Consider the following 25618-nt stretch of genomic DNA (forward strand, 5'->3'; position numbering starts at 1 on the left):
ATAGTCGGTCAGCTTTCCTGGCGGGCCGGCGGTTGCCCCTTTGACTGTAGCCTGAATACCCCCGGCGCCAGTTCCCTCAGCGCCTTGCGGTAGACTTCGCGTTTGAAGGACACCACCTGCCCCAGCGGGTACCAGTAACTGACCCACTGCCAGCCGTCGAATTCAGGCTTATGGCTGCGATCAACCCGCACCCGGGCGTCGGGTGAGAGCATCTCGAGAAGGAACCATTTCTGTTTCTGGCCGATGCACACCGGGCGTGAATCCTTTCGGACCATGCGCCGGGGCAGGCGGTACCTCAGCCAGCCCCGGGTGGTGGTGATGATCCGGACATCCGATGATTCCAGGCCAACCTCCTCCATCAGTTCGCGATAGAGGGCCTGCTCTGGTGTCTCATCCTCATTGATGCCTCCCTGCGGAAACTGCCAGGCGTCCTGGCCAATGCGCCTGGCCCAGAGCAATTCCCCCCGGTGGTTCGCCAGCATGATTCCGACATTCGGTCTGAATCCGTCGGAGTCAATCACGGCAACACCCCTGTGTTTGTTATTCATCTTCTATGTGTAAGTTAGTGTCATTTTTCCAGAATTGATAGCCCCACGGCAAACCGTAGAAGGAGCGAGTTCGCTTGCGCTTGGGTCTGGAGATCGCGAGCGAGCTCGCTCCTCCAGGGTTGTGATATGCTTTCGCCCCGAATTCTCCCGGAGGCCCGATACCGTGACACTCGCCATCTTCGACCTGGACAACACCCTTCTGCACGGCGACAGCGATCATGCCTGGGGCCAGTTCCTGATCGATACCGGCGTGGTGGATGGGGAGCGCTACCGCCAGCGTAACGACCAGTTCTACCGCGATTACGAGGCCGGTCGACTGGATATTGAGGAATACCTGGCCTTCGCCCTGGAACCACTGGCCAGCCAGAAACCGGCCGTACTCCAGGAACTGCGGGAACGGTTCATGCAGGAACGGGTGGAGCCCATGATCGAGCCCGCGGCCGAAGCCCTCATCAACCGCCACCGCGAGCGTGGTGAGACCCTGCTGATCATCACCGCCACCAACCGTTTCGTCACGGAACCCATCGCGGCGCGCCTGGGCATCCCCAACCTGATTGCCACCGAGCCGGAAGTGGTGGATGGTGCCTTTACCGGCCGCGTTGCCGGCACCCCCTGCTTCCGGGACGGCAAGATCACGCGGCTCGAGGAATGGCTGCTCGACCGCTCGGAAACCCTGGATGGCGCGCACTTCTACAGCGACTCGCGCAATGACCTGCCGTTGCTGGAAACCGTGCCCAACCCGGTTGCCACCAACCCGGACCCCGCCCTGCGCGACACCGCCCACCACCGCGGCTGGCCCATACTGGATCTGCAGTCCCTGTAGGACTGCCCCCCGCTCCTACAGCCTGCCCCTGAACAATCAGTTACAGCCTATCGCCATCATCTGGTCTAGGCTGAGGGCAGTAACGGTCAACAGGATGATAAGCCCCTATGCCTGCGGAACTCACCGACGAACAGATCCACAACGTCCTCCAGGGCATCCGGATTCCACCACAGCCCCAGATCATGGTGGACCTCCAGATGGAGCAGGCGATGCCGGATCCGGACATCGAACAGATCGCGAAACTCATCCGGCAGGATGTTTCCCTGTCCGGGATGATGCTCAAGTTCGTCAACTCGCCCTTCCTGCAGCACAGCAACCAGATCTCATCCATTGAACAGGCGGTCGCCCTGCTTGGCCCCACCACCGTCATCAACATCATCAACGGGCTGAGCATCAAAGGCGAGATGTCGGATCAGGCGATCCGGGCCATGACCCGGTTCTGGGACACTGCCACGGACATTGCCCAGGTCTCAGCGCATATCGCTCGGGCTATTGGCGCCAAGAACCCGGACGAGTCCTACGCGGTGGGTCTGTTCCACAACGCGGGCATACCACTGATGATGGAGCGCTTCCCCGACTACGACGACGTCATGATGGAAAGCTACGCCCGTAACGAACCGCGCCTGATCGACGTTGAGAACCGTACGCTGAACACCAACCACGCGGTGGTGGGCTATTACGTGGCCAAGTCCTGGAACCTTCCCCCGCACCTGTGCGAGGTCATCGCCGACCACCACAACGTGCAGCAGGTGTTCGCACAGACCGGCACCCGGGCCCAGGAGCGCAAGACGCTGCTGGCCACGCTCAAGATCGCCGAACACATCTGCGGCAACTTCGCGATCCTCGGTCAGCAGGAAGAGGATCATGAATGGCAGCGCCTGCAACAGGATCTGCTCATACACACCGGCCTGAGCCAGTATGATCTGGAGGAAATGGCACAGAATTTCCGTGATATGGGGATCACCGTCCACGGCGATTACTGAGCACTGACTCCACGCCTGAGAAAATCCACCATCATCGGCAGTTCCTCGCGGAACCGCGTGTAGCGGTGGTTGCCGCCCTCGTGCACAACCAGCTTACTGGCGGTGAACCTTTCGGCGGCCTGCCGGTAGTCCAGTGTTTCATCGCCGGTTTCCAGCAGAACCATGAGGCGCTCCGGGTGCGACAGCACCCCCGGATCCATGGCCTGAAGCTGGTACACGTGGTCCTCCGTGACGTGGAAGCTCTCCCCCGTATAGAGGTTGGTGTGCTCGCCGAGCGACTCCTCCATCAGGCGGTAGGGATGTGCGGCGGGATTGATCAGCACCGCCGGCAGACCATAGCGTTCCGCCATCACCATCGCAAAGAACCCGCCCAGGGAGCTGCCGATCAGGCCGGGCCCGGACCCCGGCGCCGCTTCGATGAGCCCCGCGAGCTGCGCCTCCACGCCGGCGGGCGTGGTTGCCAGCTGGGGAATGAACCAGTGCCCTGGATAAGCGGATTCATGCAGCCAGGCATCCAGCTCCCGTGCCTTTTCGGAAGCCGGCGCACTGCGGAACCCGTGAAGATAGATCAGGTCAGGATCGTCAGTAGCCAACGCTGTCGAGCTCCAGCCCGTAATCATCATCGGCAATGCGCTCCACACCGGTTCGGATGCGCCCGTCCGGATAGAGCGCGAGCCAGCGGTAGCCCGGCGGCACCGTATCCACCGCAAAGGACTCTGAATCCGGCAGGAACTGCACACAGGTGGAGGGGCTGGCCAGCATGCGCCAGCCACCGGTCTCCTGATCCAGGGACTGGTGGATATGCCCCCAGAGAAGTCCCCGCACCTGCTCGTGGCGCGCCAGTACCTCGAAGAGGGCGTCGTGATCCTGCAGGCCAATGGCGTTCATCCATTCGGCACCGATACGGATCGGATGGTGATGCAGACATACCAGTGCATGATCCCCGGGATACTCCTTCAGGCAGGCATCCAGATACGCCAGTTCCTTCTCCCCCAGGCACCCGTGCACCTGGTCCGGCACCGAGGAGTCCAGGCAGATCAGCTGCCACCCATGGCTCCGGTAACGCCGCTCCGCCGACCGGGTTCCCCTGATCACCCGCTCCATTGCCGGCAGCACATCGTGGTTGCCCGCTGCCCAGAAGACAGGCCCCTCAAAGAAAGCGGTCTGCTCCCGGAAATAGTGATAGGAGTCATCACTGCCATCCTGGGAGATATCGCCGGTTGCCAGAACCAGATCCGGTTGACCGTAATGGACGCGGACATGCGCCAGCACTGCCTCCAGCGTCTGGCGCGTATTGATCCCGAGCAGGCGCCCTTCCGGGTCCCCCATCAGGTGGGGGTCCGTAATCTGCAGCACATGCAGGGGCTCGGCTGAGGCGTCCATGGTGGCTACGGGCTCCCTTCGTCGCTATGCCCTTCAATATAGCGGGCTTATGCGTTATTGCCCAACGGATTTAGGGAACGTCATCACGGGTTCAGGATTCCAGGCTCCAGACCGAATCCAGATCGGCGGCCTGCCCGAACCTGAGGCAGAAATCCAGCCAGTCCGCCAGGAACAGATTGATCTGCAGCTTCTCATCCGGCAGATGCATGCGCGCATTGGGGTAGGGATTCACAGCGCGAATGCGCCCATGCCGGAAACAGCTCATCACTTCCAGCATCCCCACGTCGTGGTAGGCACGCACCGTCATGCGCGGATCATTGAGCCAGCGCCCGTTATTCGCCACCTGTTCCAGGTACCAGGTCTCGGTGAAACGGGCCTTTTCCAGACGGCACAGGTGGACATCCCCGAGATGGCGGCTGCCATCCCGGAGCCGGAAGAACACGTCGGAGTCCGCATCGGGCCCGAGGCGCTCCAGATGGCCCAGGCGATGGTAGTTGGCCTCGCACACCGCCGCGAAGCGGGTCAGGTCCGGCACATACCGCTGCACCATCACCCGGCCCTCCATTCATCCCGCAGCCGCTCACGGTTCAGCGCCAGCCACTGCAGGGCCATGATGGCCGGCGCATTCCAGATCCGGCCGCAACGCAGTCCTTCCATGGCGGTCTCAAAGGCGAGCGGCTGCACACGGATGTCCTCATTCTCATGCTCAAGGCCATGGATACCGCCGGCTCCCTGTGCATCGACACAGCCACCATAGAGGTGCACCAGTTCGTTCGTGCCCCCGGGCGAGACCAGGTAGTCACAGATCTTCTCGACACGCCCCAGGGTCAGCCCAGCTTCTTCCTCCGCCTCCCGCCGGGCGGTGGCCTCACCATCATCACCAGCTTCATTGATGCCGGCGACCACCTCCAGCAGCCAGGGCGAGGCCTCGCGCCCCAGCGCCCCGGCCCGGAACTGCTCCAGCAACACCACTTCGTCCCGCCAGGGGTCATAGGGGAGCACGCAGGTGCAGTTCTCGCGCCAGAAGATCTCACGGTGCATGGCCGGGCTCCAGCCACCACCGAAGAGCCGGTGCCGGAAACGCAGGCCACGCAGCTGGAAGAAACCCTGATAGAGCGCCTCATCGGACTCAATGGTCACGTCATCGTGGTCAAAGGTGCTGTCCAGCTCTCCCATCAGGGCCTCATCGGTTTCAGACTTCGTGGTACAGATCCCCTCCCTGTTCGCGGAACTCGGCGGACTTATCCGCCAGCCCTTCCCGCAGCGCCGCTTCATCGTTCAGACCATGCTCCCGCGCGTAGTCACGCACCTCCTGGGAGATCTTCATGGAACAGAACTTCGGCCCGCACATGGAGCAGAAGTGCGCCACCTTCGCCGAATCCTTGGGCAGGGTCTCATCGTGATAGGCTCGGGCCCGTTCGGGATCCAGTCCGAGGTTGAACTGGTCTTCCCAGCGGAACTCGAAGCGCGCCTTCGAAAGCGCGTCATCCCGCCGCTGGGCACCGGGGTGGCCCTTGGCCAGGTCCGCCGCGTGCGCCGCAATCCGGTAGGCCATCAGCCCTTCCTTCACATCCTCGCGATTGGGCAGGCCCAGATGCTCCTTCGGCGTCACGTAGCAGAGCATGGCGCAACCATACCAGCCGATCATGGCGGCGCCAATCCCGGAGGTAATGTGATCATAGCCCGGCGCAATGTCGGTTGTCAGCGGCCCCAGGGTGTAGAACGGCGCCTCGTCACAGCACTCAAGCTGACGCTCCATGTTTTCCTTGATCAGGTGCATGGGCACATGGCCCGGTCCCTCGATCATGCACTGGACATCATGCTCCCAGGCGATCTTCGTGAGCTCACCCAGTGTCTCCAGTTCCGCGAACTGGGCCCGGTCGTTGGCATCGGCAATGGAGCCGGGGCGCAGCCCGTCGCCCAGGGAGAAGGCAACGTCATAGGCCTTCATGATTTCGCAGATTTCAGAGAAATGCGTATAGAGGAAACTCTCCTCGTGCCGGGACAGGCACCACTTGGCCATGATGGAGCCGCCACGCGAGACGATGCCGGTGGTGCGCTCCGCCGTCATGGGCACATGGTGCAGGCGCACCCCGGCATGAATGGTGAAGTAGTCCACGCCCTGTTCAGCCTGTTCGATGAGGGTATCCCGGAACAACTCCCAGGTCAGGTCTTCGGCCGTACCATCGACCTTCTCCAGGGCCTGGTAAATGGGAACCGTCCCAATGGGAACCGGCGAGTTGCGGAGCAGCCATTCCCGGGTCTCGTGGATATCCTTACCGGTCGAAAGATCCATGATGGTATCCGCGCCCCAGCGGATTGCCCAGGTCAGCTTGCCGACCTCATCCTCGATCGAGGAGGTCACGGCCGAGTTGCCGATGTTGGCGTTGACCTTCACCAGGAAGTTCCGGCCAATGATCATGGGCTCGGATTCCGGGTGGTTGATGTTGTTGGGAATGATGGCACGTCCCCGCGCCACTTCATCACGCACGAACTCGGGATCGACCCCCTCGCGGATGGCGATGAACTCCATCTCGGGCGTGACCGTGCCCTTCCGCGCGTAGTGCATCTGGCTTACGTTGCCGCCCGCGCTGGCCACCCTGGGCTTGGGCGGCCGGCCGAAGCGGAAGGCATCCCGTCGTGGGTCACGCAGACGCTGGCGGGTGGTTTCGGAACTGAACTCGGGCAGACGCTGCGTGTCACCCCGTTCATCGATCCAGCCGGCGCGCAACGGCGCCAGGCCCTGACGTAGATCGATGGCAGCAGAAGGATCCGTATAGGGGCCGGATGTATCGTAGACCCGCAGCGGCTCGTTGGCTTCGGGACCCTCGGCCGTATCAGTGGGACTCAGCTGGATCTCGCGCATGGGGACGTTCAGATCCGGGCGACTGCCGGTTACGTAAACTTTGCGCGACGCTGGCAGCTGGTCGATGGTCGCGTCGTTGACGCGTTCGTTTTCGCTCAGGAGCTCATTGGATGGGTTCATGGTGGTTCTCCTCCGTTGGTGATCGAACGGACGGGAGAACGCAGAGGCAGACATGACGTCAGTAGTGGCAAACAAGGAGGCGGTACGGTCAGCACCCGCCTGTCTCGATCCCTACGCCGGTTCTAGCCGGATCAGGTCTGCGGGTTCTGCATTCGCAATCTCAGCCGGTCGCGGCGGCAAACGCCAACCCCGGGTCCGGCACCCCGTCAAGACAGTCCATTCGAGTCTAGAGATTGCTCCGGAACTTGTCCATAATGGTGACCGCCGGTCACGGCCCATCCAGATCAACGCTTGAGGGAACCAATGAAAGCGCGCGCTCTTCCCGCACTGATTGCAGCTCTACTGCTCCCTGCCACCCAGGCTTATGGTGAGGGGCTGATGGAGGTCTACGAACAGGCGCTCTCCTATGATTCGGATCTGGCAGCGGCACGCGCTGCCCGCCAGGCCCGTGAAGCCGCAGTCGATGAATCCCGGGCGCCGCTGCTTCCTCAGCTGGACGCTTTCGGGGAATCCTCCTACACCGAGCGCAACACCCTGGATGGTGACCTCACCAGCCACCAATACGGTCTCCAGCTCAGCCAGCCGCTTTTCCGGGCCAACGCCTGGTACGGCTTCCAGGCCAGCCAGAAGCAGAGCAAGGTAGCGGCCGCGGAACTGTCGCGCGCTGAACAAGGCCTGATGCTGAAAGTCGCAGAGCAATACTTCAACGTTCTGCGTGCCAAGGATGAGCTGGATACGGCCCAGGCTCAGGAAGCCGCGCTGCGGCGCCAGTGGGAGCAAGCCAAGGAGCGTTATGACGTGGGCCTGGTGGCCACCACCGAGGTAGAGGAAGCACGCGCCGGTTACGATGCGAGCCGCTCACAGCGGATTGCGGCGCAGAGTCAGCTGGATATTGAACGCGAGAGCCTGGCACGCCTTACCGGCCAGTTCCCCAACGCTCTGGAACGGCTTGAAACGGACTTCCCGATCAGCAGCCCGGAACCGGACAACCCCGAGGCCTGGGCCCAGACCGCACTGGAGCAGAACTGGGAGCTGAAAGCGCAACAGCTTACTGTGGCAGCCAAGAGCGAGCAGGTCAGCGCCGCTCGTTCCGAACATCTGCCTACACTGGACCTGTTCGCCCGGATCGAGCGCCAGCACCAGGACAACAATTTTGAGCTGCCAGGCGGCAGTGCGGGCGCAGGTGTTCAGCCCGGGGCGTACAGTAACCCCATGGACGAGTACCCGCGCACTGACACCACCGTCGGCCTGTCATTGAACATCCCGCTGTACAATGGCGGCGGCACCCAGGCCGGTGTAAGGCGGGTACGCTCCGAAACGGAGCAGGCAGAGCGGGAGCTTGATACCGTCAGGCGCAATGTCCGCCTTGATGCCCGTTCCCTGTTCCGCCGCATCACCACCAACGTCCAGACCATCAATGCGCAGCGCCAGACCATCGTCTCCAGCCGCAGCGCACTTGACGCCACCCGCGCCGGGTACGAGGTGGGTACAAGAAACATCGTTGAAGTACTGGATGCTGAGCAGAATTACTACGTTGCTCTGAGGGACTACGCCAATGCCCGCTACGACTACGTACTCAACACACTGCGCCTGAAGCAGGTAGCCGGCACGCTGAGCCCGCAGGACCTGCAGGGCCTTGATCGCTGGCTGAGCGCCACGGCCCCGGGCATCGAACGGCTGGCACGGCAGGTTACGCGCGAGGAGCGGGAAAACAACGGGGACTCCGGAGACGGCGAATACCGCCGCATCCCCTCGGATAACGTGGTCCCCCTGCAGGATCAGTAGGCGGGCAACCGCTCCAGGACACCCTCCACCAGGCGCGCCACCGCGCCCTGGTTGGCATCCACCACGGCCCGGCCACGCCGGCCCAGGGCCTCCTGTTCCGGCGCCGCCCCCACGAGCTCCTCCAGCACCGCGGCCAACGCATCGGTGCCATCCACAAACCGCACCGCCTGCTCGTCCTCAAGGCGCTCAAACACACTGGCGAAGTTGAACACATGCGGCCCGGTCAGCACCGGCAGCGACCAGGCCGCCGCCTCCAGCGGATTGTGCCCCCCACGTTCAATAAGCGACCCGCCGATGAAGGCGATATCCGCACACCCGAAGAGCATCAGCAGCTCACCCATGGTGTCCGCAAGGTAAACCTGGGCAGAGGCGGGGTCGTCAGCCGCCGTCCGACGCGCCAGGCTCAGCCCCTGCTGCTCAGCAAGCCGGGCCACTGCATCAAAACGCTCGGGGTGGCGCGGCACCAGCACCAGCAGTGCCTGCGGGTAACGTTCCAGCAGGCGGCGGTGCGCGGCCAGGATCGGGCCATCCTCGCCGTCATGGGTACTGGCGGCGATCCAGATGGGCCGCCCTTCCCCGAAAGTCTCCCTGAGGGCGGCCGCCTCCTCGCGCACCGCTTCCGGAATCCGCAGGTCATACTTGATCGAGCCTGTTACCGAAAGCTGTTGCGAGCGCACGCCCATGGCGCGGAAACGTTGCGCGTCCGCATCCGACTGGGCGGCAATCCAGTCAAGGGAACGGAAAGCCGGCAGCGTCAGCGGTGCCACACGGGCATACCCCGAGGCGGATTTCTCCGAGAGCCGGGCGTTCGCAAGGATCACCGGAATCCCCCGGCGGGCGCAGGCATTCACCAGGTTGGGCCAGACCTCGGTTTCCATGATGACCAGCCCCGACGGCTTCACGCGCCGGATGAAGGCATTGACCATCCAGGGGAGGTCCAGTGGAATATAGGCGTGCATCACCTGATCCCCGAAGGCGGCACGAACCCTCTCGGCGCCTGTGGGTGTCATGGTGGTGACCAGTATTGGCCGGTCCGGCGCCTGTTCACGCAGGGCCCTGACCATGGGGGTAGCCGCAATCACCTCGCCCACGGATGCGGCGTGGATCCAGAGGATGCCGGACGCTTCGGGAACCGGTCCGGCCCCCAGCCGCTCCGGCCAGCGCTCACGGTACCGTCTGTCCTTCAGACTCCGGTACCAAAGGAACGCCAGTATGCCGGGCAGCATCAGCGTGAGAAGCAGTGAGTAGAGCCAGCGTGCCATCTGCGGGCGTTCCCGGGCTCAGGTGGCGATGGTCAGCCAGTCCCTGTTCCGCTCCCGGCGCCCTTCCACGGCGTCAAAGTACATCTGCTGGAACTGCTCGGTAATGGGGCCACGGCTGCCTTTGCCAATGGTGCGGTTGTCCAGCTCACGGATGGGCAGCACCTCGGCGGCCGTACCGGTAAAGAACGCTTCGTCCGCGATGTAGATCTCGTCGCGGGTGATCCGACGCTCTCTCACGGGGATGTCCAGTTCACGGGCGAATTCGAGAATGCTCCGCCGGGTGATGCCATCCAGGCAGGAAGTCAGCTCCGGCGTATGCAGTTCGCCATTGCGGACGATGAACAGGTTCTCGCCAGTCCCCTCCGCAACGTAACCCTCGTTGTCCAGCAGCAGGGCTTCATCATAACCGCAGCTCATGGCCTCATTGAGCGCCAGCATGGAGTTGATGTAGTTGCCATTGGCCTTGGCCTTGCACATCGTGATATTGACGTGGTGGCGCGTGTAGGACGAGGTCCGGATACGGATGCCCTGCTCCCGTGCCTCCGGCGCCATGTACGAGGGCCACTCCCAGGCGGCGATCATGACGTGCACCTGGAGATTGTCCGCACGCAGCCCCATGCCCTCGGACCCCAGGAAAACCATGGGCCGGATGTAGGCGGAGGCCAGACCGTTCTCGCGGACCACCAGACGCTGGGCGTCGTTGAGGGTCTCCTGATCGTACGGCATCTTCATGTTGAGGATGTGCGCGGAGTTGAACAGGCGCTGGGTGTGGTCCTGGAGACGGAAGATCGCCGGGCCCTCATCCGTGCTGTAGGCACGCACCCCCTCAAAGCAGCCCATGCCATAGTGAAGGGTATGGGTCAGCACATGCACTTTGGCATCACGCCAGGGCACCAGTTCCCCGTCAAGCCAGATAAGACCATCACGATCCGCCATCGACATTGCCGCCAACTCCTCTTGTCTGTGTTTTCGGCCAGAGCATTAAACCCGCGATTCTAGCAGGAAACGGGCCCTCCATGAGAACCGGAGAGCGCACGGGCGGGCAGCCCTAAACCGTAGGAGGATGCATCAGGGTCTGCCAGCATTCCATGACGTAGCGCCTCTCCGCCTCGAACTGGTCCGCCGACACCTCGCTGTTGAGGCGCTGCAGCGCACGCCGGTGCACGGTCGAGCGCATGGTGATGAACACATCCCGCAGGCGCTCAGCCATGGCAGTATCCAGAACACCGGCCTCACCGAGGGATTCCATCTGGCGGATGTTGTCCGACTGGTGGGTGATGGCCGGGTACCGGTGAGCCCAGGCCAGGATCAGGTACTGGACCATGAACTCGATGTCGATGATCCCTCCCGGATCCTGCTTAACGTGGAATATGCCGGGATCCCCGGAGGCATGGGCATCACGCATGCGCTGGCGCATGGCGACCACCTCCTGGCGCAGAGCCTCGGGGTCGCGCTCGTTTGCCAGGATGTCGTGGCGGATCCGCGCAAACCCTTCGCCGGAAACCTGACTCCCGGCCACCCAGCGCGCCCGGACCAGGGCCTGATGCTCCCAGGTCCAGGCATCACGCTCCTGGTAGGTACGGAACGCATCCAGCGTGGAGACCAGCAACCCTGAGTTGCCCGAGGGCCGCAGCCGCATATCCACTTCGTAGAGCTGGCCGGAGGGCGTCTGGGCCTGGAGGATGTGCACCACCCGTTGGCCGAGGCGCGCATAGAAGACCGCGTTATCAATGGATTTCTCGCCATCGGTCGCGTTCTGCGGATCACTGTCGTGCACGAACACCAGGTCCAGATCCGAGGTGTAGCCCAGCTCGATGCCGCCGAACTTGCCGTAGCCGATGATGGCGAAATCCATCTCAATGGGTTCCCCCTGATCATCCGTGGGCGTGCCGTAGCGCTGGGTCAGATGGTGCCAGGCCAGCACCACCACATGCTCCAGAACGGCCTCGGCAATCCAGGTCAGATAGTCGCTGACCTTCATCAACGGCAGTGTGCCACGGATCTCGGAGGCAGCCACGCGCAGCACATGGGCCTTTCGGAAGTGGCGCAGCGCCTCCATCTGTTCTTCCAGGTCGTCCAGCGGAATCCGCAGCATCTGCTGGTTCAGGTCCGCCTGCAGCTGATCCCGGTCGGGCGGCGTATAGAGGCTTTCAGCGTTGAGCAGTTCATCCAGCAGCAGCGGCGTCTCCGCCAGCTGGTCCGCAATCCAGGGGCTGGCCGCACACAGGCGCACCAGTTCCCGCAGCGCTCCCGGGTTCTCCGTCAGCAGCAGCAGATAGGCGCTGCGCCGCAGAACAGCCTCCACCAGAGGCAGCACCCGCTCCAGGGTGGCGGATGGGGCTTCCTCCTCCGCCAGTGCGGCCAGAAGCCGTGGCAGGAAGCGGTCCAGGCGACGCCGTCCTTCACTCTGGAGGGTGGTGACAACCCGGCCTTCCCGCAGGGATTTCAGCCGCTCCAGGGACTCAGTGGCCGACTCGAATCCGGCCCTTTCCAGCCACCGGCTGGCCGTCTCCTCTCCCAGCGAGCCGGCCCAGATCTCTTCCCAGCCATCATGGCCGCCGTCATCCTCTCCCTCGTCCTCTTCCAAAGCGATGATGTCCGCGAAATGCCCATTGACCCGTTCCCGATGTGCCTGCAGGTCACCGGCGAGGCTGTCCCAGTCCCCGTAGCCCATGATCAGCGCCACCCGCGCCCGGCCCACCGCATCCGAAGGCAGGGTCTGGGTCTGCTGGTCGGCAATGCCCTGGAGCGCATGCTCGGTATCCCGGAGCAGGACATAGGCGCGGTCCAGATCCCCAACCACCTCATCCGGCAACAGCTCCATACTCCCCAGGGCGGACAGCACTTCGCGGAGACGGCGCTCCTGGAGGACCGGTTCACGGCCACCGCGGATCAGCTGGAACGCCTGGGCCACAAACTCAATCTCCCGGATACCACCGGCGCCCAGCTTGATGTTGCTCTCCAGTGAACGCCGGCGCACCTCGCGCTGGATGAGCTTTTTCATCTCCCGCAGCGACTCGAAGGCGGAGAAATCAATGTAGCGCCGGTAGATGAAGGGGTGGAGCAGCTGCTGAAGGTGACTGGCATGCTCCCTGGGCCCACTGACCACACGTGCCTTGATCAGCGCATAGCGTTCCCATTCCCGGCCCTGGTTCTGGTAGTACGTCTCCAGGGCACCAAAGCTCATGGCCAGGGGCCCGCTCTCGCCGTTCGGGCGCAGCCGCATGTCCACACGGAAGACAAAACCGTCCGCAGTGGGCTGGTCCAGCGCGCGGATCAGTCGCTGACCCAGGCGGCTGAAAAAGACCTGATTGTCGACACTGCGACGGGCACCTTCGGTTTCACCACTGCTCGGATAGGCGAAGATCAGGTCAATGTCCGAGGAGAGATTGAGCTCCCCGGCACCCAGCTTGCCCATGCCGATCACCAGCAGGGGCTGGGCGACGTGTTCACCGGTGACCGGATCCGCGCCCATGGGGGTTCCCCACTCGCGGCAGGCATCGGCATAGAGCCATGAAACCGCACCATCGATACAGGCGTCGGCCAGCTCGGTCATGGCGCCCACGGTTTCCTCGAGATCCGCTTCGCCCAGCAGATCACGCCATACGATCCGGAACATCCAGCGTCGCCGGAAGGTCCGCAGGGTCTTCTGGAGTTCCGCCTCCGCCTGGATGTGCGGCTGCTGCACCTGCCAGTCCTCCCGGATTTCACCCGGGCACCAGGGGCGCGTCAGCAGCTCTGACTCGAACAGCGGCTCCAGCACATCGTCGTGGCGACGCAACTGTTCTAACAGGAAGTCACTGCGGGCAATGGCCTGAATGATGCCCTCACGATGAGCTTCGAAATGCGCCTGGCTCGCTGAGGAGTCCACGTCCATGAGGCTGCGCCAGCCTTCAGCGGCTTTCTCCCGAAGCGTGTCGGGCAGTGGGGCCAGTTCCCCGTCATCCAGAGGGTCCATCATGGTGGTTACCTTCCTGTCGGTGTGCTGCCGGCTTGCCGGTTAACCCTGTTCAGACAAGCAGCGCCAGCTGCAGCGGCGCCAGCCCGCGCATGGTGGTCAGGGCCTCCCGGGGCGACAGGCGTTGCGCCGCAGCGGATTCCAGCTCTGCTGTCACCTGAGTGTAGGCCTCCCCGGCCCCGGCTGCCTCCGCAGGGCCGGACAGTTGCCGATGCAGATCAAGAAAATGCTCCCAGCCGGCGGGATCATCCCGCAGCCAGAAGCGGCACAGGGCATCCAGCCAGGCCTGAGGGGTGGCTCCGGACCCAGCCTCACCCGGTGTGCCTACCCCGGCCAGGTGATAGCCCTGCTCAGCCTTGCTGATGCTGTTGAGCAGTGCCGGCACGCTGGCAGTCAGTGCTGTTGCAACCCGCGAGAGAATGCCGGCATCGCCGTCCACCAGTTCCAGCTCCAGTTCACACAGCGGCTGCTCCTGCCCGATGGCGCGGATCACTCCGTTGTCCAGCGCGCATTCGATGCGTGCCCACTGCCCCCGCTCGGACCACTCAAGCATCAGCACGCGACGCTGGAAGTTTGTGTCAAAGACGGGTGCCAGGTGGCTCAAGGCCGGGTGATCCGCCATGGGGGTGTCAGCCAGAAGCGCCAGGTCCAGGGACGCTCCCGGCCTTTCCCATTCCCATTCCTGGCGCGCGAGGGCCGCCCCCTGGAGGTGACCGCGGGTCTTCAGGGTCTGGATGTAGCCGCTGCCGGTGGCGCGCACCCGCAGAGCGACCCGTTCCGCGTTGAGGGCCCCCTCCGGGGTGTCATAGTAACGGTTGAGGAGCGTCAGGGGCTCGCCCTGCTCCACGGCGCCCCTGGTACTCAGCCAGCCCCCGGCCCGGTCAAGGTTGGCGGGGGTCATGCTGAGTTTGAGCTCGGTCTCACTCATGGGTCAGAACCGGTAACGGGCGCCGATCATCAGATCGGACCGGTCCGGGGTCTGCTCATTCGAGCTGGCCTTGTAGCCCTCCACGTACACCGCCATGGACTCGGTCAGGTCGTGCATAACCTGGGCCGTATAGGCGTTGGTGGTTTCCGTTTCCGGCTCCAGTTCATCCCTCTCCCGTTCCCAGGAAATGGAGAACCGGTTGGGGCCGACGCGGTAGCTGGTCAGCAGGGCCGCCACGCTGGCGATGTCCTTGCGGTGCTGGTACTGGGCGGTGAAGTGCCAGCGTTCACCCTCATAGGTCATGCGGCCGCCGTAGGTGTTCTCGTTGTCCATCTCCTGAACCGTGTTACCACCGCCGTCATTGGAGTCCATACCCAGAGCCCATTCCCAGTTGCCCGGGGTGTAGCTCAGGACTGCCTGATAAGGACGGCTCTCCTTTTCATCACCGTCGCGGACTTCCGGGCTGCCGTCCTCGTTCAGTTGGACTGCCCCATGCAGCCGGAGATCGCCCCAGGATGGTGTGGTGTACTGCACCAGACGGTCACGCCCGGTGGTGTAGGGGCCGAAAAGGTGGCGTCGTGCACGTTTACCGGTCGCAGGATCCACACCATCCTCATACCGGTACTCGCCCTCAAAGAAATTGGCGACACGATCCAGCTGCTGCTCGTAGACGGTATCGTCCACACCGCCCCAGATGCGACCAAAATCACCCTCAAGGCCAATGTAGGCGTACTCGACGTGCTCATCGAACATCCGGTCACCGTCTTCATCCGCGGCAGAGGGGATCGACGTCCATTCAGCGCGGAAGAAGCCTTCCGTACCCGGCATGAGTTCGGTGCGGTTACGCAGGCCGATCCAGGAGTTGCTGTCGCGGAAGGCGGTCTCGCTGCCGCGACCATCCGTATCACGATGCTCCATCACCAGCCCAAGCTGGCCGTAGATCTCCGGCATCATGTCCAGCCGGTGCGTCAGTGCGTCCACCTCCGCCAGTGTCAGTTCACTGTCGCCGCTGCGGCCCGAGTCCTGGGCCTGCACGCCACCAGCCGCCAGCGCGGCCAGTGCCAGAACAATTCCTTTCCGCTTCATGGAACCCCCTAGTGTTATCAGAGCCGGCAGAATACCACTGAGCCCCCACCGGCTAAAGAAACCTCGACGCTACACGCTCAACAGAAACGTTACCGGCCCGTCATTGACCAGCTGTACCTGCATGTCCGCACCAAAACGGCCCGTGGCCAGGTGCCCGATCCCGGGCGGTGCAACATCCACCTGCTGGCGGGCCGCCTCCACAAAGGCATTGAACCAGTGTTCGCCACGCTCGGGCCGGGCCGCGGACGAAAACGAGGGCCGACTGCCCTTGCTGGTATCCGCCGCCAGAGTGAACTGGGGCACCACCAGCAGGTCACTGCCGCAGTCCTTCAGGCTCCGGTTCATGCGCCCCTGCTCGTCCGGGAACACGCGGTATTCAAGCACGCGCTCCAGCATCCGTTTCTGCTCGGCCGCTCCATCCGTTTTCTGAACCCCAAGAAACAGGAGCAGGCCGTGGCCGATTTCACCCACGATCTCGCCATCGATACTGACGCTGGCACTGGTGACGCGCTGTATAAGCCCTTTCAAGAAAGTTCTCCCCTTTCATGCATGCGTGGCTCGTGATGGTGCCACTCCTCCGGGCGGCGGGAAAGAACGCACCAAAAAGCAGCGCGCTCGATGGCCGTGCCCTGTTTCGGTGACCCAACCGCCTGCCCACACCGGTTGCGACAGCCCAGGACAGGCCACTAATGGCTGTTTATCCATTGTTTTTCGGGATTTTTTGACCATCAGGCACGGCACCTGCTGATACCCGGACAAGTTGCATTGCAACGGAACCCCAAGGAAAAGCCAACGGAGGCTACAACCATGCAAACACTCAGAAAGCCCCTTTCCTCTCTCCTTGCCGCTGGCCTGATTGGCAGTGCCGCACTGGCCGCCTCACCGGCCATGGCCTTCAATCCGAGCACCAGCGCAACCTTCGGTGCCTCGAACATCTACCTGTGGCGTGGTGTGGACCTGGGCACCGGCGATGCCCATGTTTACGGCAGCCTGGACTTCGACAGCGGTGTGGGAGCCTACGCCGGGGTCTGGGCCGCCAGCGGCGACAGCGGCGCCGGCCAGGAATATGACCTTTACGCGGGCTACGCCACCGACATCACCGACGATATCAGCGTTGATGCCGCCATCATCAATTACATCTACCCGAAGCAGGCCCGTGTGGTAAGAGATGACCAAGGCAATATTACCGACACGGTTGATCAGGATGGTTTTGGCGATTTTTCCGAAGCCTACCTCGGTATCAGTGCCTACGGTCTTGGTATTGATTACTACAAGGATGTAACCGGCTCAGACTATGAGTACGTTGCCGCCAGTTACGGCTATGACGCCTTCGGCGTCACTGTTGGCCATCATATCGACGAAGCCGGCGCCCCGTTTGGCGAGGACATGACCCACCTGGACCTGTCCTTCCAGTTCAACGATGAGCTCTCGTTCGTTGCCAGCACCGTCGTTGATTCCGACACCAGCGACGACACCCGCAGAACAACACTGCTCCAGGCAGTCTACGAACTGTCCTTCACCCTGTAATCCCACCAACCGGGGCCGCTATGCGCGGTCCCGGTTATCGCGAGCCGAGCTCGCTCCTACCCAAGACCGAAATCAGGCCCGAAGCGATCACTCATCGCTTCGGTTGCCCGGATCAACGCATCCACAATGGCGGGCTCCGAGGCCGCATGTCCGGCGTCGCGGATAATGGAAAGATCCGCTTCCGGCCAGGCATCGTGTAGCGTGACAGCGTTCTCCAGCGGGCAGACCATGTCGTAGCGACCGTGAACCATACGGGCCGGTTTATCGCGGATGGCATCCAGGTTGTCCAGGATCCGGTTTTCCTCGATGAAACCGCCGTTGAGGAAGTAGTGACACTCGATACGGGCGAGGGAGAGCGCCAGATGGGCGTGCCCGAAACGCTCTACCGCTGCCGGATTCGGGTGCAGGGTGGCACAGCGCCCCTCCCATATCGCCCAGGTACGCGCAGCCTGCAGGCGCTCGAGCTCGTTCTCGCTGTGCAGCAGCCGATGGTAGGCACGGATCAGGTCATCCCGCTCACTCTCCGGGATCAGGGCAATGAAATCCTCCCAGTAATCCGGAAAGATCCGGCTGGCACCATCCTGCAGGAACCAGCGGATATCACGCTCGCGGCAGAGAAAGATCCCCCGCAGGATCAGCCCCAGGACCCGCTCAGGGTGGGATTGGGCGTACAAAAGACTGAGGGTGGACCCCCATGAACCACCAAACAGAAGCCACTGCTCAATGCCGAAGAACGCGCGGATGCGCTCCATGTCCTCAAGCAGATGGGCGGTGGTATTGTTCTCGACGGAAGCGAACGGGGTGGAGCGGCCGGAACCGCGCTGATCGAAGAGAATGATGCGGTAGCGTTCCGCATCAAAGAAACGGCGGGCAGTGCCATCACTGCCCGCACCCGGACCGCCGTGAACCACGAGCACCGGGATCCCGCCGGGATGCCCGGACTCCTCCAGATAGAGGCTGTGGCCATCCCCCACGTCCAGGCGATGGGTGGCGTAGGGGGCGATTTCCGGGTAAAGGGTCAGCATGCCCCAAGTCTAGGCGCCCGGGGCAGGCTCAGCCACCCTATTTCTTGCCGGCGCGCTTGCGATCCGTTTCGGTCAGCAGCTTCTTGCGGACCCGCAGGTTATTGGGCGTAACCTCCACCAGTTCATCGTCATCAATGAACTCAAGCGCGTTCTCGAGGGTCATCTCGATCGGCGGGGTCAGCACCAGGTTCTCGTCCGTACCGGCGGCCCGCACGTTGGTGAGCTGCTTGCCCTTGGTCGGATTCACCGTCAGGTCATTCTCCCGAGCGTGAATACCGATAACCATGCCCTCGTATACCTCGGCGCCCGGCCCCACCATCAGGCGGCCACGATCCTGCAGCGTAAACAGGGAGTAGGCCGTGGTAGTGCCCTTGACCATGGAAACGATGGCGCCGTTATGGCGGTGTTCCGCCATACCACCCTTGACCGGACCCCAGTGGTCAAACACGTGGGTCAGGATACCCGAGCCCTGGGTCAGGGTCAGGAACTGGGAGCGGAAGCCGATCAGGCCCCGCGCCGGCATGATGAAATCAATCCGCACGCGGCCACGGCCGTCCGGCACCATATTCTGCATCTCGGCGCGGCGGTTGCCCATCTCTTCCATCACCGAGCCCTGGTGCTGCTCTTCGATGTCGACCACGACCTGCTCGTAGGGCTCTTCCTTGGCGCCGTTATTGTCACGCTGCACCACTTCGGGGCGCGAGACGCCCAGCTCAAAGCCTTCCCGGCGCATGTTCTCGATCAGAACGGCCAGGTGCAGCTCACCACGGCCTGAGACCGTGAACTTTTCCGCTGCATCGCCCTGCTCGACCCGCAGCGCCACGTTGTGCAGCAGCTCCTGCTCAAGGCGCTCCTTGATCTGGCGGCTGGTGACGTACTTGCCGTCCTGGCCGGCGAAGGGCGAGTCGTTCACCTGGAACGTCATGCTCACGGTCGGCTCGTCCACGGTCAGCGCCGGCATCGCCTCGGGGGCTTCGCGGCTGCAGATCGTATCCGAGATGCGCAGGTTGCTGATGCCGGAGATACAGACAATATCGCCCGCGTTGGCTTCATCCACGTTCACGCGGTTAAGGCCGAGGAAGCCTTTCACTTCCAGCAGCTTGGCGTTGCGCTGCTCGCCCTCGCGGTTGATCACCGCCACCTGCTGGCCGGGCTTCATCTGGCCGCCCTTGATGCGGCCCACGCCCAGAACGCCCACATAGGGGTCGTAGTCCAGCGAGGAGACCTGCATCTGCAGGGATGCGTCCGGATCCACGCTCGGTGCCGGAACCTGATTGACGATCATCTTGAACAGCGAATCCATGTCGTCTTCCAGGGCATCCGGATCCTCACCGGCAATGCCGTTGAGGGCGGAGGCGTAGACAATCGGGAAGTCCAGCTGGTCCTCGTTGGCGCCCAGAGCATCGAACAGGTCGAAGACTTCGTTGATCACCCAGTCCGGGCGGGCGCCTTCCCGGTCCACCTTGTTCACCACAACAATGGGGTTAAGCCCCTTGGCGAATGCCTTCTGGGTCACGAAACGGGTCTGGGGCATGGGGCCATCAACGGCGTCGACCAGCAGCAGGACCGAGTCGACCATGGACATGACCCGCTCCACCTCGCCACCGAAATCGGCGTGGCCGGGCGTGTCGACGATATTGATCCGGTATTCGCCCCAGTTGATCGCAGTATTCTTGGAGAGGATGGTGATGCCCCGCTCCTTCTCCTGATCATCGGAGTCCATGATACGGTCGGTGTCCGATGACTTGCGATCCAGGGTCCCGGATTGCTGCAGCAGCTGGTCGACCAGCGTGGTCTTGCCATGGTCAACGTGTGCAATGATGGCGATGTTGCGAAGATTCTCAATCACGAAAAGGGCCTCTGAATCACTGGTATTTCGAATGAAGGGCGGTGAAAATGAGGGTCGATCCGGGTTTCCCCGAACCAAGGGCGCGGATTGTACACGAACAGACCGGATTTTTCCATGAGCTCATTGCTGCCCCGATGAACACGGCCATTTTCCGCCGGGCATCTGCTGCAGCCCGACAATGCACCAGATTGAATCGGGATCACACCTTGGTGCACTGTATTAGTGCATCGCGCAGCGAGGCCAGCGCACCAGGATGACGCCAATGCCCTGTTATGCGGCCAGAAATGAGCAAATCCGGTAATTGGCAAGCCTTTTGCTTAAGGGTGGTCAGGCACGCGAAAGGCCCCACCACGGTGCACAGGGCCGGAGCCACGAGCACTCTGCTCTACTCAAATGAACCACAGATGGAGTTCTGACATGTCCAAGAACACGCTGAAGCTGATCCAGGAACATGACATCAAGTGGATCGACCTGCGATTCACTGACAGCCGCGGTAAGGAAATGCACGTCACCATGCCCGCCAAAGAGGCTGATGACGACTTCTTCACTGACGGTGCCACCTTTGATGGCTCCTCCATCAACGGCTGGAAGGGCATCAACGAGTCCGACATGATCCTGATGCCCGATGATGAGGCAGTCACCCTGGATCCGTTCGCGGAAGAGCCCACCCTCAACATCACCTGTGACATCGTTGAGCCGGCAACCATGCAGGGCTATGAGCGTGATCCGCGCTCCGTGGCACGGCGCACCGAGGATTACATGAAGTCCCTGGGCATTGCGGATGCGGCCCTGTTCGGCCCCGAGCCCGAATTCTTCGTGTTCGATTCCGCCAAGTGGAAAGTGGACATGGACTCCGCCATGTACGAAATCCACTCCGAGGAAGCCGCCTGGGTTTCCGGTGAGGATTTCGACCGCAATAACACCGGCCACCGGCCCAAGGTGAAAGGCGGCTACTTCCCGGTCCCCCCGGTGGATTCCCTGCACGACCTGCGTGGCGCCATGTGTGCCGCCATGGAATCCATGAACCTTGACATTGAGGTGCACCACCACGAAGTCGGCACCGCCGGCCAGTGCGAAATCGGCGTTGGGCCGAACACGCTGACCCGTAAGGCCGACGAGGTACAGATTCTCAAGTACTGCGTGCACAACGTGGCTCACGCCTTCGGCAAGACCGCCACCTTCATGCCCAAGCCGGTGGTCGGTGACAATGGCTCCGGCATGCACGTCAACATGTCGCTGAGCAAGGACGGCAAGAACATGTTCTCGGGCGACAGCTACGCCGGCCTGAGCGAAAACGCCCTCTACTACATCGGTGGCATCATCAAGCATGCCAGGGCCATCAACGCGTTCACCAACGCGTCCACCAACTCCTACAAGCGCCTGGTTCCGGGCTTCGAAGCGCCGGTGATGCTCGCCTACTCCGCGCGCAACCGTTCCGCGTCCATCCGGATCCCGTACACCAACAACCCCAAGGCACGCCGGATCGAGGTGCGCTTCCCGGACCCGTCCGCCAACCCCTACCTGGCGTTCTCCGCGCTGGTCATGGCGGGCCTGGACGGCATCCAGAACAAGATCCACCCCGGCGAAGCCATGGACAAGGATCTCTACGACCTGCCCAAGGAAGAGGCACTGGAAATCCCGACCGTGTCGGAGACCTTCCAGGAGGCACTGGACGCTCTCGAAGCGGACCACGAGTTCCTGACCCAGGGCGGCGTCTTCACCGAAGACATGATCCAGGGCTACATCGACCTCAAGCGTGAGGATGTAACCCGCTACAACATGACCACCCATCCGGTGGAATTCGACATGTACTACTCCGTGTAAACAGGGCTCCAGTACCTGTCAGAACCCGGCCCGGGGCAACCCGCGCCGGGTTTTTTTGTTGCATTGGCAACGCGGTGCTTGAATAATCGGGAAAGGATATCCGTCCGTCCCGAATCCGGAGGCTCCGTGTTCCGATCAACAATTCCCCTCACCGCGCTGGTCCTGGCCTTTCTTCTGCCCCTGGGTACTGCCGTGGCCGGCGAGATCTACCGGCACGTGGACGAGAACGGCAATGTGACCTACTCGGATGAGCCCTTCAGCGATAACAGTCAAGCCATGGAACTGGAGCCCCTGCCGGAGGTCAGCCTGCCCGACAGCCCGGTGCGCGAAAGCCGCAACAGTGAACGGGAAAACAACAGAGGCAATGACGGACAGCAGGGCTACGAATCCGTCGAGATCACCCAGCCGGAACACGACAGCGCTTTCTGGCGCGGCGATGGGTTGGTTGTGGTGCGCTTCCAGTCCCAGCCCTCTCTGCGTCCCGGTCACCGCTTTGCCCTCGAACTGGATGGCGAGAGAACCCGCCGGAGCCGCAACACCAGCTTCACGCTGGAGAACATGAACCGGGGCACCCACGAGATCGTGATCCATGTGGTCAACGCCAACGGCGAGACAATCAGCTCCTCCGATGTCACCCGATTCACCCTGCACCGCCCCTCGCAACTGAACTGAAGACCCGCTCGCCAACCCTCTGGCGACAGACGCCGACTTCGCTCGCGTTCAATCCACGACCACCTTAATGCACTGTATTGGTGCACACTGCAACCTTCTGCATTAGCATGGGGCAGAGCGCGATTCCAACCGTGCACTGATTCGGCCCAGCAGCGCTTTTACACCGACCCAGAAGCTGGTTTGATTCTTGCAAAGCCTGTTCCCAGGAGGGGACCTATGACCGAACCCATGCACCAGCGCATCCTGGACAACCTGGCGACAGCGGTTCTGGTGCTCGATCACGACAAGCGCACGCGCTACCTGAACCCGGCTGCCGAGATGCTGCTCCAGACCAGTGGCGACCGCATCCGCGGCCTGCCGGTCACCAGTATCTTCGTGGAGCCGGACGCGGCCCTGCAGACGCTCACCGAGACTGCGGCCACGGGCCACACTTTCACCAAGCGTGAAGCGGAACTGCTGCTGCCCAGTGGCCAGTTGATATGCGTGGACTATTCCATCTCACCGTTCCCGGGGGACGACCCCCTGCTGCTGATGGAGATCCAGCAACGGGACCGCCTCCAGCGTATCTCGCGCGAAGAGGAGCTCCTCACCCAGCAGGAGACCACGCGCACCCTGGTGCGGGGCATGGCCCATGAGATCAAGAACCCGCTGGGTGGCATCCGGGGTGCAGCCCAGCTGCTGGAACGTGAACTGGAAAACGCTGAACTGCGTGATTTCACGCGGGTGATCATGGAGGAGGCAGACCGGCTGCGCACCCTTGTGGACCGGATGCTGGGCCCGAACCGGGCCATCGAGACAGCCCCCACCAACATCCATGATGTGGTGGAACACGTGCGTACCCTGCTGGAAGCCGAAGGCGGCAGCCAGGTCAGTCTTGTGCGGGACTATGACCCCAGCATCCCCGAGTTCATGGGTGACCGCGAGCAGCTGATCCAGGCCATCCTCAACATTGCGCGCAATGCGCTGGAAGTGCTTACCAAGCACCCGCCGGAGGATGCAGAGCCTACGATCACCATGCGTACCCGCGCCCTGCGCCAGTTCACCATCGGCCATACGCGCCACCGGCTGGTCTGCCGGGTGGACATCATTGACAACGGGCCCGGCATTCCACGCGAGCTTCAGCCAAACATTTTCTACCCCATGATCAGCGGCCGACCCGACGGCACCGGGCTCGGGCTGGCCATCACCCAGAGCATCGTGGGGCAGCACCAGGGCCTGGTGGAATGCGAGAGCCAGCCCGGCTGCACCCGATTCATCATCTTTCTGCCCCTGGAGGCCTCCGAATGAGCGCCACTGTCTGGATCATCGACGACGACCGCAGCATCCGCTGGGTGCTGGAGCGGGCACTGAGCCGCGCCGGCCTTGAAACGGTCAGCTTTGAAAGCGGCGAGGGTATACTGGAACGGCTTGAACAGGACCAGCCGGATGCCGTGATCAGCGATATCCGAATGCCCGGCATCGACGGCATCACCCTGCTTCGCTCCATCAGTGAACGTTTCCCCATGGTGCCGGTCATCATCATGACGGCCCACTCGGACCTGGACAGCGCGGTCTCCTCCTACCAGACCGGTGCCTTTGAATACCTGCCCAAACCCTTTGACGTGGACGAGGCCCTCTCCCTCATCCAGCGCGCCATTGATCATGGCCGGGAGCAGCGCTCAAGCGCCCGTGAACGGGAGGCGGAACACGCCGGGGAAAATGCCGAGATCATCGGTGAGGCCCCCGCCATGCAGGAAGTTTTCCGGGCCATCGGGCGTCTTTCGCATTCCAACATCACAGTGCTGATCAACGGGGAAAGCGGGACCGGCAAGGAACTGGTCGCACGCGCCCTGCACAACCACAGCCCGCGCTCGAGCGGCCCCTTCGTGGCGCTGAACATGGCCGCCATTCCGCGGGATCTGATCGAATCTGAGCTGTTCGGCCACGAGAAAGGCGCCTTCACCGGCGCCAACGCGGCGCGCCAGGGTCGCTTTGAGCAGTCCAACGGCGGCACCCTGTTCCTGGACGAGATCGGTGACATGCCGGCGGACACCCAGACCCGCCTGCTCCGCGTTCTGGCCGACGGCGAATTCTACCGCGTGGGCGGCGCCACGCCCGTGAGAGCGGACGTGCGCATCATCGCCGCCACCCACCAGGACCTGGAGGAACGGGTCCGCGAAGGCAGCTTCCGCGAGGACCTGTTCCACCGGCTCAACGTCATCCGCGTTCACCTGCCAACGCTCAGCGAGCGGCGCGAAGACATCCCGCTGCTGATGCGCCACTTCCTCAAACAGGCCGCAAAAGAACTCAATGTGGAACCCAAGATCCTCAAGGAGGAGACCGAAACCTACCTGAGCACCCTGCCCTGGCCCGGCAACGTGCGCCAGCTCGAGAACGTGTGCCGCTGGCTGACCGTGATGGCCTCCGGCCGCGAGATCCACGTGAACGACCTGCCCCGGGAACTGCTGGAGCAGGAGGAAGGAAGCAGCAACGCCAGCAGCTGGCAGGAACAGCTGCGCGACTGGGCGGACCGTGCACTGAAACAGGGCAAACACCCGATCCTGGATACCGCATTACCGGAATTCGAACGCGTCATGATCGAAACCGCCCTCAAGCACACCGGCGGCCGCCGCCGCGATGCGGCCAACCTGCTGGGCTGGGGGAGGAATACGCTGACGCGCAAGATCAAGGAACTCGGTATGGACGAGCACGCCGACGAGGACCAGGAGGAAGCTCACGGTTCCTGACCTATGTAGGAGATGGGATAAAGCGGGCAGGCCTTGATCGGGCCGGAAGGAAGAGGACAACCTCCGCCAATGAGAAACGAGGTCACCCGAAGAGCCTCAGCAGAAGAGGAGGTTGTCCGATGAATTACGCTGGCATCGATCTGGCTTCCAAATCAAGTGCTGTTGCCGTTGTGGATGAGCAGGGCAATGTCATGGAACAGCGGGAAGTGGCCACCGACGCCGGGCAGTTGGCCAAAGTGCTGGCCCCGTTTAC

At 62.8% G+C, this 25618-nt stretch carries 22 protein-coding genes and 1 riboswitch; of the genes, 8 read left to right on the forward strand and 14 right to left on the reverse strand.

The annotated features are described in order from the left end of the window. Positions 1-8: 8 nt before the first annotated feature. Positions 9-521 carry an RNA pyrophosphohydrolase gene (gene rppH / locus CK501_RS12950; RefSeq protein WP_095618192.1) on the reverse strand — a complete coding sequence of 171 codons (513 nt, stop codon included), beginning with the start codon at positions 519-521 and terminating at the stop codon, positions 9-11. Positions 522-711: 190 nt separating this feature from the next. On the opposite strand from rppH, the gene CK501_RS12955 reads away from it, so the two are divergent. Together CK501_RS12955 and CK501_RS12960 are read left to right on the forward strand one after the other, a co-directional pair. Further along, the gene (locus tag CK501_RS12955) at positions 712-1371 is read left to right on the forward strand and encodes a histidinol-phosphatase (RefSeq protein ID WP_095618162.1); all 660 of its coding nucleotides are present in this window, start codon (positions 712-714) and stop codon (positions 1369-1371) included. Between the two features lie 107 nt (positions 1372-1478). Then, the gene (locus tag CK501_RS12960) at positions 1479-2354 is read left to right on the forward strand and encodes an HDOD domain-containing protein (RefSeq protein ID WP_095618163.1); all 876 of its coding nucleotides are present in this window, start codon (positions 1479-1481) and stop codon (positions 2352-2354) included. Here the strand turns inward: CK501_RS12960 and CK501_RS12965 are convergent. The 5 genes from CK501_RS12965 to thiC form a co-directional block, all read right to left on the reverse strand. Continuing rightward, the gene (locus CK501_RS12965) at positions 2348-2947 is read right to left on the reverse strand and encodes a YqiA/YcfP family alpha/beta fold hydrolase (protein WP_158223122.1); all 600 of its coding nucleotides are present in this window, start codon (positions 2945-2947) and stop codon (positions 2348-2350) included. The two genes, CK501_RS12960 and CK501_RS12965, sit on opposite strands and share 7 nt — an antisense overlap. Then, complete coding sequence (gene cpdA, locus CK501_RS12970) at positions 2937-3737, reverse strand: 3',5'-cyclic-AMP phosphodiesterase (RefSeq protein WP_095618165.1); 801 nt, start codon at positions 3735-3737, stop codon at positions 2937-2939. The genes CK501_RS12965 and cpdA overlap by 11 nt, the downstream gene beginning before the upstream one ends. Before the next feature lie 91 nt (positions 3738-3828). Continuing rightward, complete coding sequence (locus tag CK501_RS12975; RefSeq protein ID WP_233128904.1) at positions 3829-4287, reverse strand: DUF1249 domain-containing protein; 459 nt, start codon at positions 4285-4287, stop codon at positions 3829-3831. Then, on the reverse strand, positions 4287-4913 hold the full coding sequence (locus tag CK501_RS12980; protein WP_095618167.1) for an NUDIX domain-containing protein: 627 nt from the start codon (positions 4911-4913) through the stop codon (positions 4287-4289). Before CK501_RS12980 ends, CK501_RS12975 begins: the two co-directional genes overlap by 1 nt. Positions 4914-4929: 16 nt before the next feature. After that, complete coding sequence (thiC, locus tag CK501_RS12985; RefSeq protein ID WP_095618168.1) at positions 4930-6723, reverse strand: phosphomethylpyrimidine synthase ThiC; 1794 nt, start codon at positions 6721-6723, stop codon at positions 4930-4932. A gap of 91 nt (positions 6724-6814) precedes the next feature. After that, positions 6815-6939: riboswitch (TPP riboswitch) on the reverse strand. An 87-nt stretch (positions 6940-7026) separates the two neighbouring features. Between thiC and CK501_RS12990 the strand changes: the two genes are divergently transcribed. After that, positions 7027-8508, forward strand: coding sequence for a TolC family outer membrane protein (locus CK501_RS12990; protein WP_095618169.1), 1482 nt, complete (start codon positions 7027-7029; stop codon positions 8506-8508). On the opposite strand, the gene waaA is transcribed toward CK501_RS12990, so the two are convergent. From waaA to dtd, 6 genes are all read right to left on the reverse strand, one after another. Beyond that, positions 8502-9770 carry a lipid IV(A) 3-deoxy-D-manno-octulosonic acid transferase gene (waaA, locus tag CK501_RS12995; RefSeq protein ID WP_095618170.1) on the reverse strand — a complete coding sequence of 423 codons (1269 nt, stop codon included), beginning with the start codon at positions 9768-9770 and terminating at the stop codon, positions 8502-8504. The two genes, CK501_RS12990 and waaA, sit on opposite strands and share 7 nt — an antisense overlap. 18 nt (positions 9771-9788) lie before the next feature. After that, positions 9789-10712, reverse strand: a complete 924-nt coding sequence (locus tag CK501_RS13000) for a branched-chain amino acid transaminase (protein WP_095618171.1) — start codon at positions 10710-10712, stop codon at positions 9789-9791. Positions 10713-10818: 106 nt separating this feature from the next. After that, positions 10819-13731: a bifunctional [glutamate--ammonia ligase]-adenylyl-L-tyrosine phosphorylase/[glutamate--ammonia-ligase] adenylyltransferase gene (glnE, locus tag CK501_RS13005; protein ID WP_198949514.1), complete on the reverse strand. Its 2913-nt coding sequence runs from the start codon at positions 13729-13731 to the stop codon at positions 10819-10821. Positions 13732-13780: 49 nt separating this feature from the next. Next, a complete protein-coding gene (locus tag CK501_RS13010) occupies positions 13781-14656 on the reverse strand; it encodes a CYTH domain-containing protein (protein ID WP_095618172.1) in 876 nt (291 codons plus the stop codon). A gap of 3 nt (positions 14657-14659) precedes the next feature. Then, positions 14660-15742 carry a porin gene (locus tag CK501_RS13015; protein ID WP_095618173.1) on the reverse strand — a complete coding sequence of 361 codons (1083 nt, stop codon included), beginning with the start codon at positions 15740-15742 and terminating at the stop codon, positions 14660-14662. A 69-nt stretch (positions 15743-15811) separates the two neighbouring features. Next, complete coding sequence (gene dtd / locus CK501_RS13020; protein WP_095618174.1) at positions 15812-16270, reverse strand: D-aminoacyl-tRNA deacylase; 459 nt, start codon at positions 16268-16270, stop codon at positions 15812-15814. Positions 16271-16549: 279 nt separating this feature from the next. On the opposite strand from dtd, the gene CK501_RS13025 reads away from it, so the two are divergent. After that, positions 16550-17269: a TorF family putative porin gene (locus tag CK501_RS13025; RefSeq protein ID WP_095618175.1), complete on the forward strand. Its 720-nt coding sequence runs from the start codon at positions 16550-16552 to the stop codon at positions 17267-17269. 56 nt (positions 17270-17325) lie between these two features. Here the strand turns inward: CK501_RS13025 and pip are convergent, their stop codons facing one another. Continuing rightward, positions 17326-18294, reverse strand: a complete 969-nt coding sequence (gene pip / locus CK501_RS13030) for a prolyl aminopeptidase (protein ID WP_095618176.1) — start codon at positions 18292-18294, stop codon at positions 17326-17328. A 37-nt stretch (positions 18295-18331) separates the two neighbouring features. Beyond that, positions 18332-20143 (reverse strand): translational GTPase TypA, encoded by a 1812-nt coding sequence (gene typA / locus CK501_RS13035; RefSeq protein WP_095618177.1) that lies wholly within the window; start codon positions 20141-20143, stop codon positions 18332-18334. A gap of 417 nt (positions 20144-20560) precedes the next feature. Between typA and glnA the strand changes: the two genes are divergently transcribed. The 4 genes from glnA (at position 20561) to glnG (ending at position 25365) form a co-directional block, all read left to right on the forward strand. Beyond that, positions 20561-21967 (forward strand): type I glutamate--ammonia ligase, encoded by a 1407-nt coding sequence (glnA, locus tag CK501_RS13040; protein WP_095618178.1) that lies wholly within the window; start codon positions 20561-20563, stop codon positions 21965-21967. Between the two features lie 126 nt (positions 21968-22093). Next, on the forward strand, positions 22094-22639 hold the full coding sequence (locus tag CK501_RS13045) for a DUF4124 domain-containing protein (protein ID WP_158223123.1): 546 nt from the start codon (positions 22094-22096) through the stop codon (positions 22637-22639). A gap of 216 nt (positions 22640-22855) precedes the next feature. Next, positions 22856-23926: a nitrogen regulation protein NR(II) gene (gene glnL, locus CK501_RS13050; RefSeq protein ID WP_095618180.1), complete on the forward strand. Its 1071-nt coding sequence runs from the start codon at positions 22856-22858 to the stop codon at positions 23924-23926. After that, positions 23923-25365, forward strand: a complete 1443-nt coding sequence (glnG, locus tag CK501_RS13055) for a nitrogen regulation protein NR(I) (protein WP_198949515.1) — start codon at positions 23923-23925, stop codon at positions 25363-25365. The genes glnL and glnG overlap by 4 nt, the downstream gene beginning before the upstream one ends. The last annotated feature ends 253 nt before the right edge of the window (positions 25366-25618 follow it).

This window comes from Halovibrio salipaludis, assembly GCF_002286965.1.
Classification (GTDB): Bacteria; Pseudomonadota; Gammaproteobacteria; order Pseudomonadales; family Oleiphilaceae; genus Halospina; species Halospina salipaludis.

Coding starts and splice junctions, on each gene's coding strand:
- CK501_RS12960 (WP_095618163.1), top strand. CDS start 1,479: ATGCCTGCGGAACTCACCGACGAACAGATCCACAACGTCCTCCAGGGC.
- cpdA (WP_095618165.1), bottom strand. CDS start 3,737: ATGGACGCCTCAGCCGAGCCCCTGCATGTGCTGCAGATTACGGACCCC.
- CK501_RS12975 (WP_233128904.1), bottom strand. CDS start 4,287: ATGGTGCAGCGGTATGTGCCGGACCTGACCCGCTTCGCGGCGGTGTGC.
- CK501_RS12980 (WP_095618167.1), bottom strand. CDS start 4,913: ATGGGAGAGCTGGACAGCACCTTTGACCACGATGACGTGACCATTGAG.
- thiC (WP_095618168.1), bottom strand. CDS start 6,723: ATGAACCCATCCAATGAGCTCCTGAGCGAAAACGAACGCGTCAACGAC.
- CK501_RS12990 (WP_095618169.1), top strand. CDS start 7,027: ATGAAAGCGCGCGCTCTTCCCGCACTGATTGCAGCTCTACTGCTCCCT.
- waaA (WP_095618170.1), bottom strand. CDS start 9,770: ATGGCACGCTGGCTCTACTCACTGCTTCTCACGCTGATGCTGCCCGGC.
- CK501_RS13000 (WP_095618171.1), bottom strand. CDS start 10,712: ATGTCGATGGCGGATCGTGATGGTCTTATCTGGCTTGACGGGGAACTG.
- glnE (WP_198949514.1), bottom strand. CDS start 13,731: ATGATGGACCCTCTGGATGACGGGGAACTGGCCCCACTGCCCGACACG.
- CK501_RS13010 (WP_095618172.1), bottom strand. CDS start 14,656: ATGAGTGAGACCGAGCTCAAACTCAGCATGACCCCCGCCAACCTTGAC.
- CK501_RS13015 (WP_095618173.1), bottom strand. CDS start 15,742: ATGAAGCGGAAAGGAATTGTTCTGGCACTGGCCGCGCTGGCGGCTGGT.
- CK501_RS13025 (WP_095618175.1), top strand. CDS start 16,550: ATGCAAACACTCAGAAAGCCCCTTTCCTCTCTCCTTGCCGCTGGCCTG.
- pip (WP_095618176.1), bottom strand. CDS start 18,294: ATGCTGACCCTTTACCCGGAAATCGCCCCCTACGCCACCCATCGCCTG.
- glnA (WP_095618178.1), top strand. CDS start 20,561: ATGTCCAAGAACACGCTGAAGCTGATCCAGGAACATGACATCAAGTGG.
- glnL (WP_095618180.1), top strand. CDS start 22,856: ATGACCGAACCCATGCACCAGCGCATCCTGGACAACCTGGCGACAGCG.
- glnG (WP_198949515.1), top strand. CDS start 23,923: ATGAGCGCCACTGTCTGGATCATCGACGACGACCGCAGCATCCGCTGG.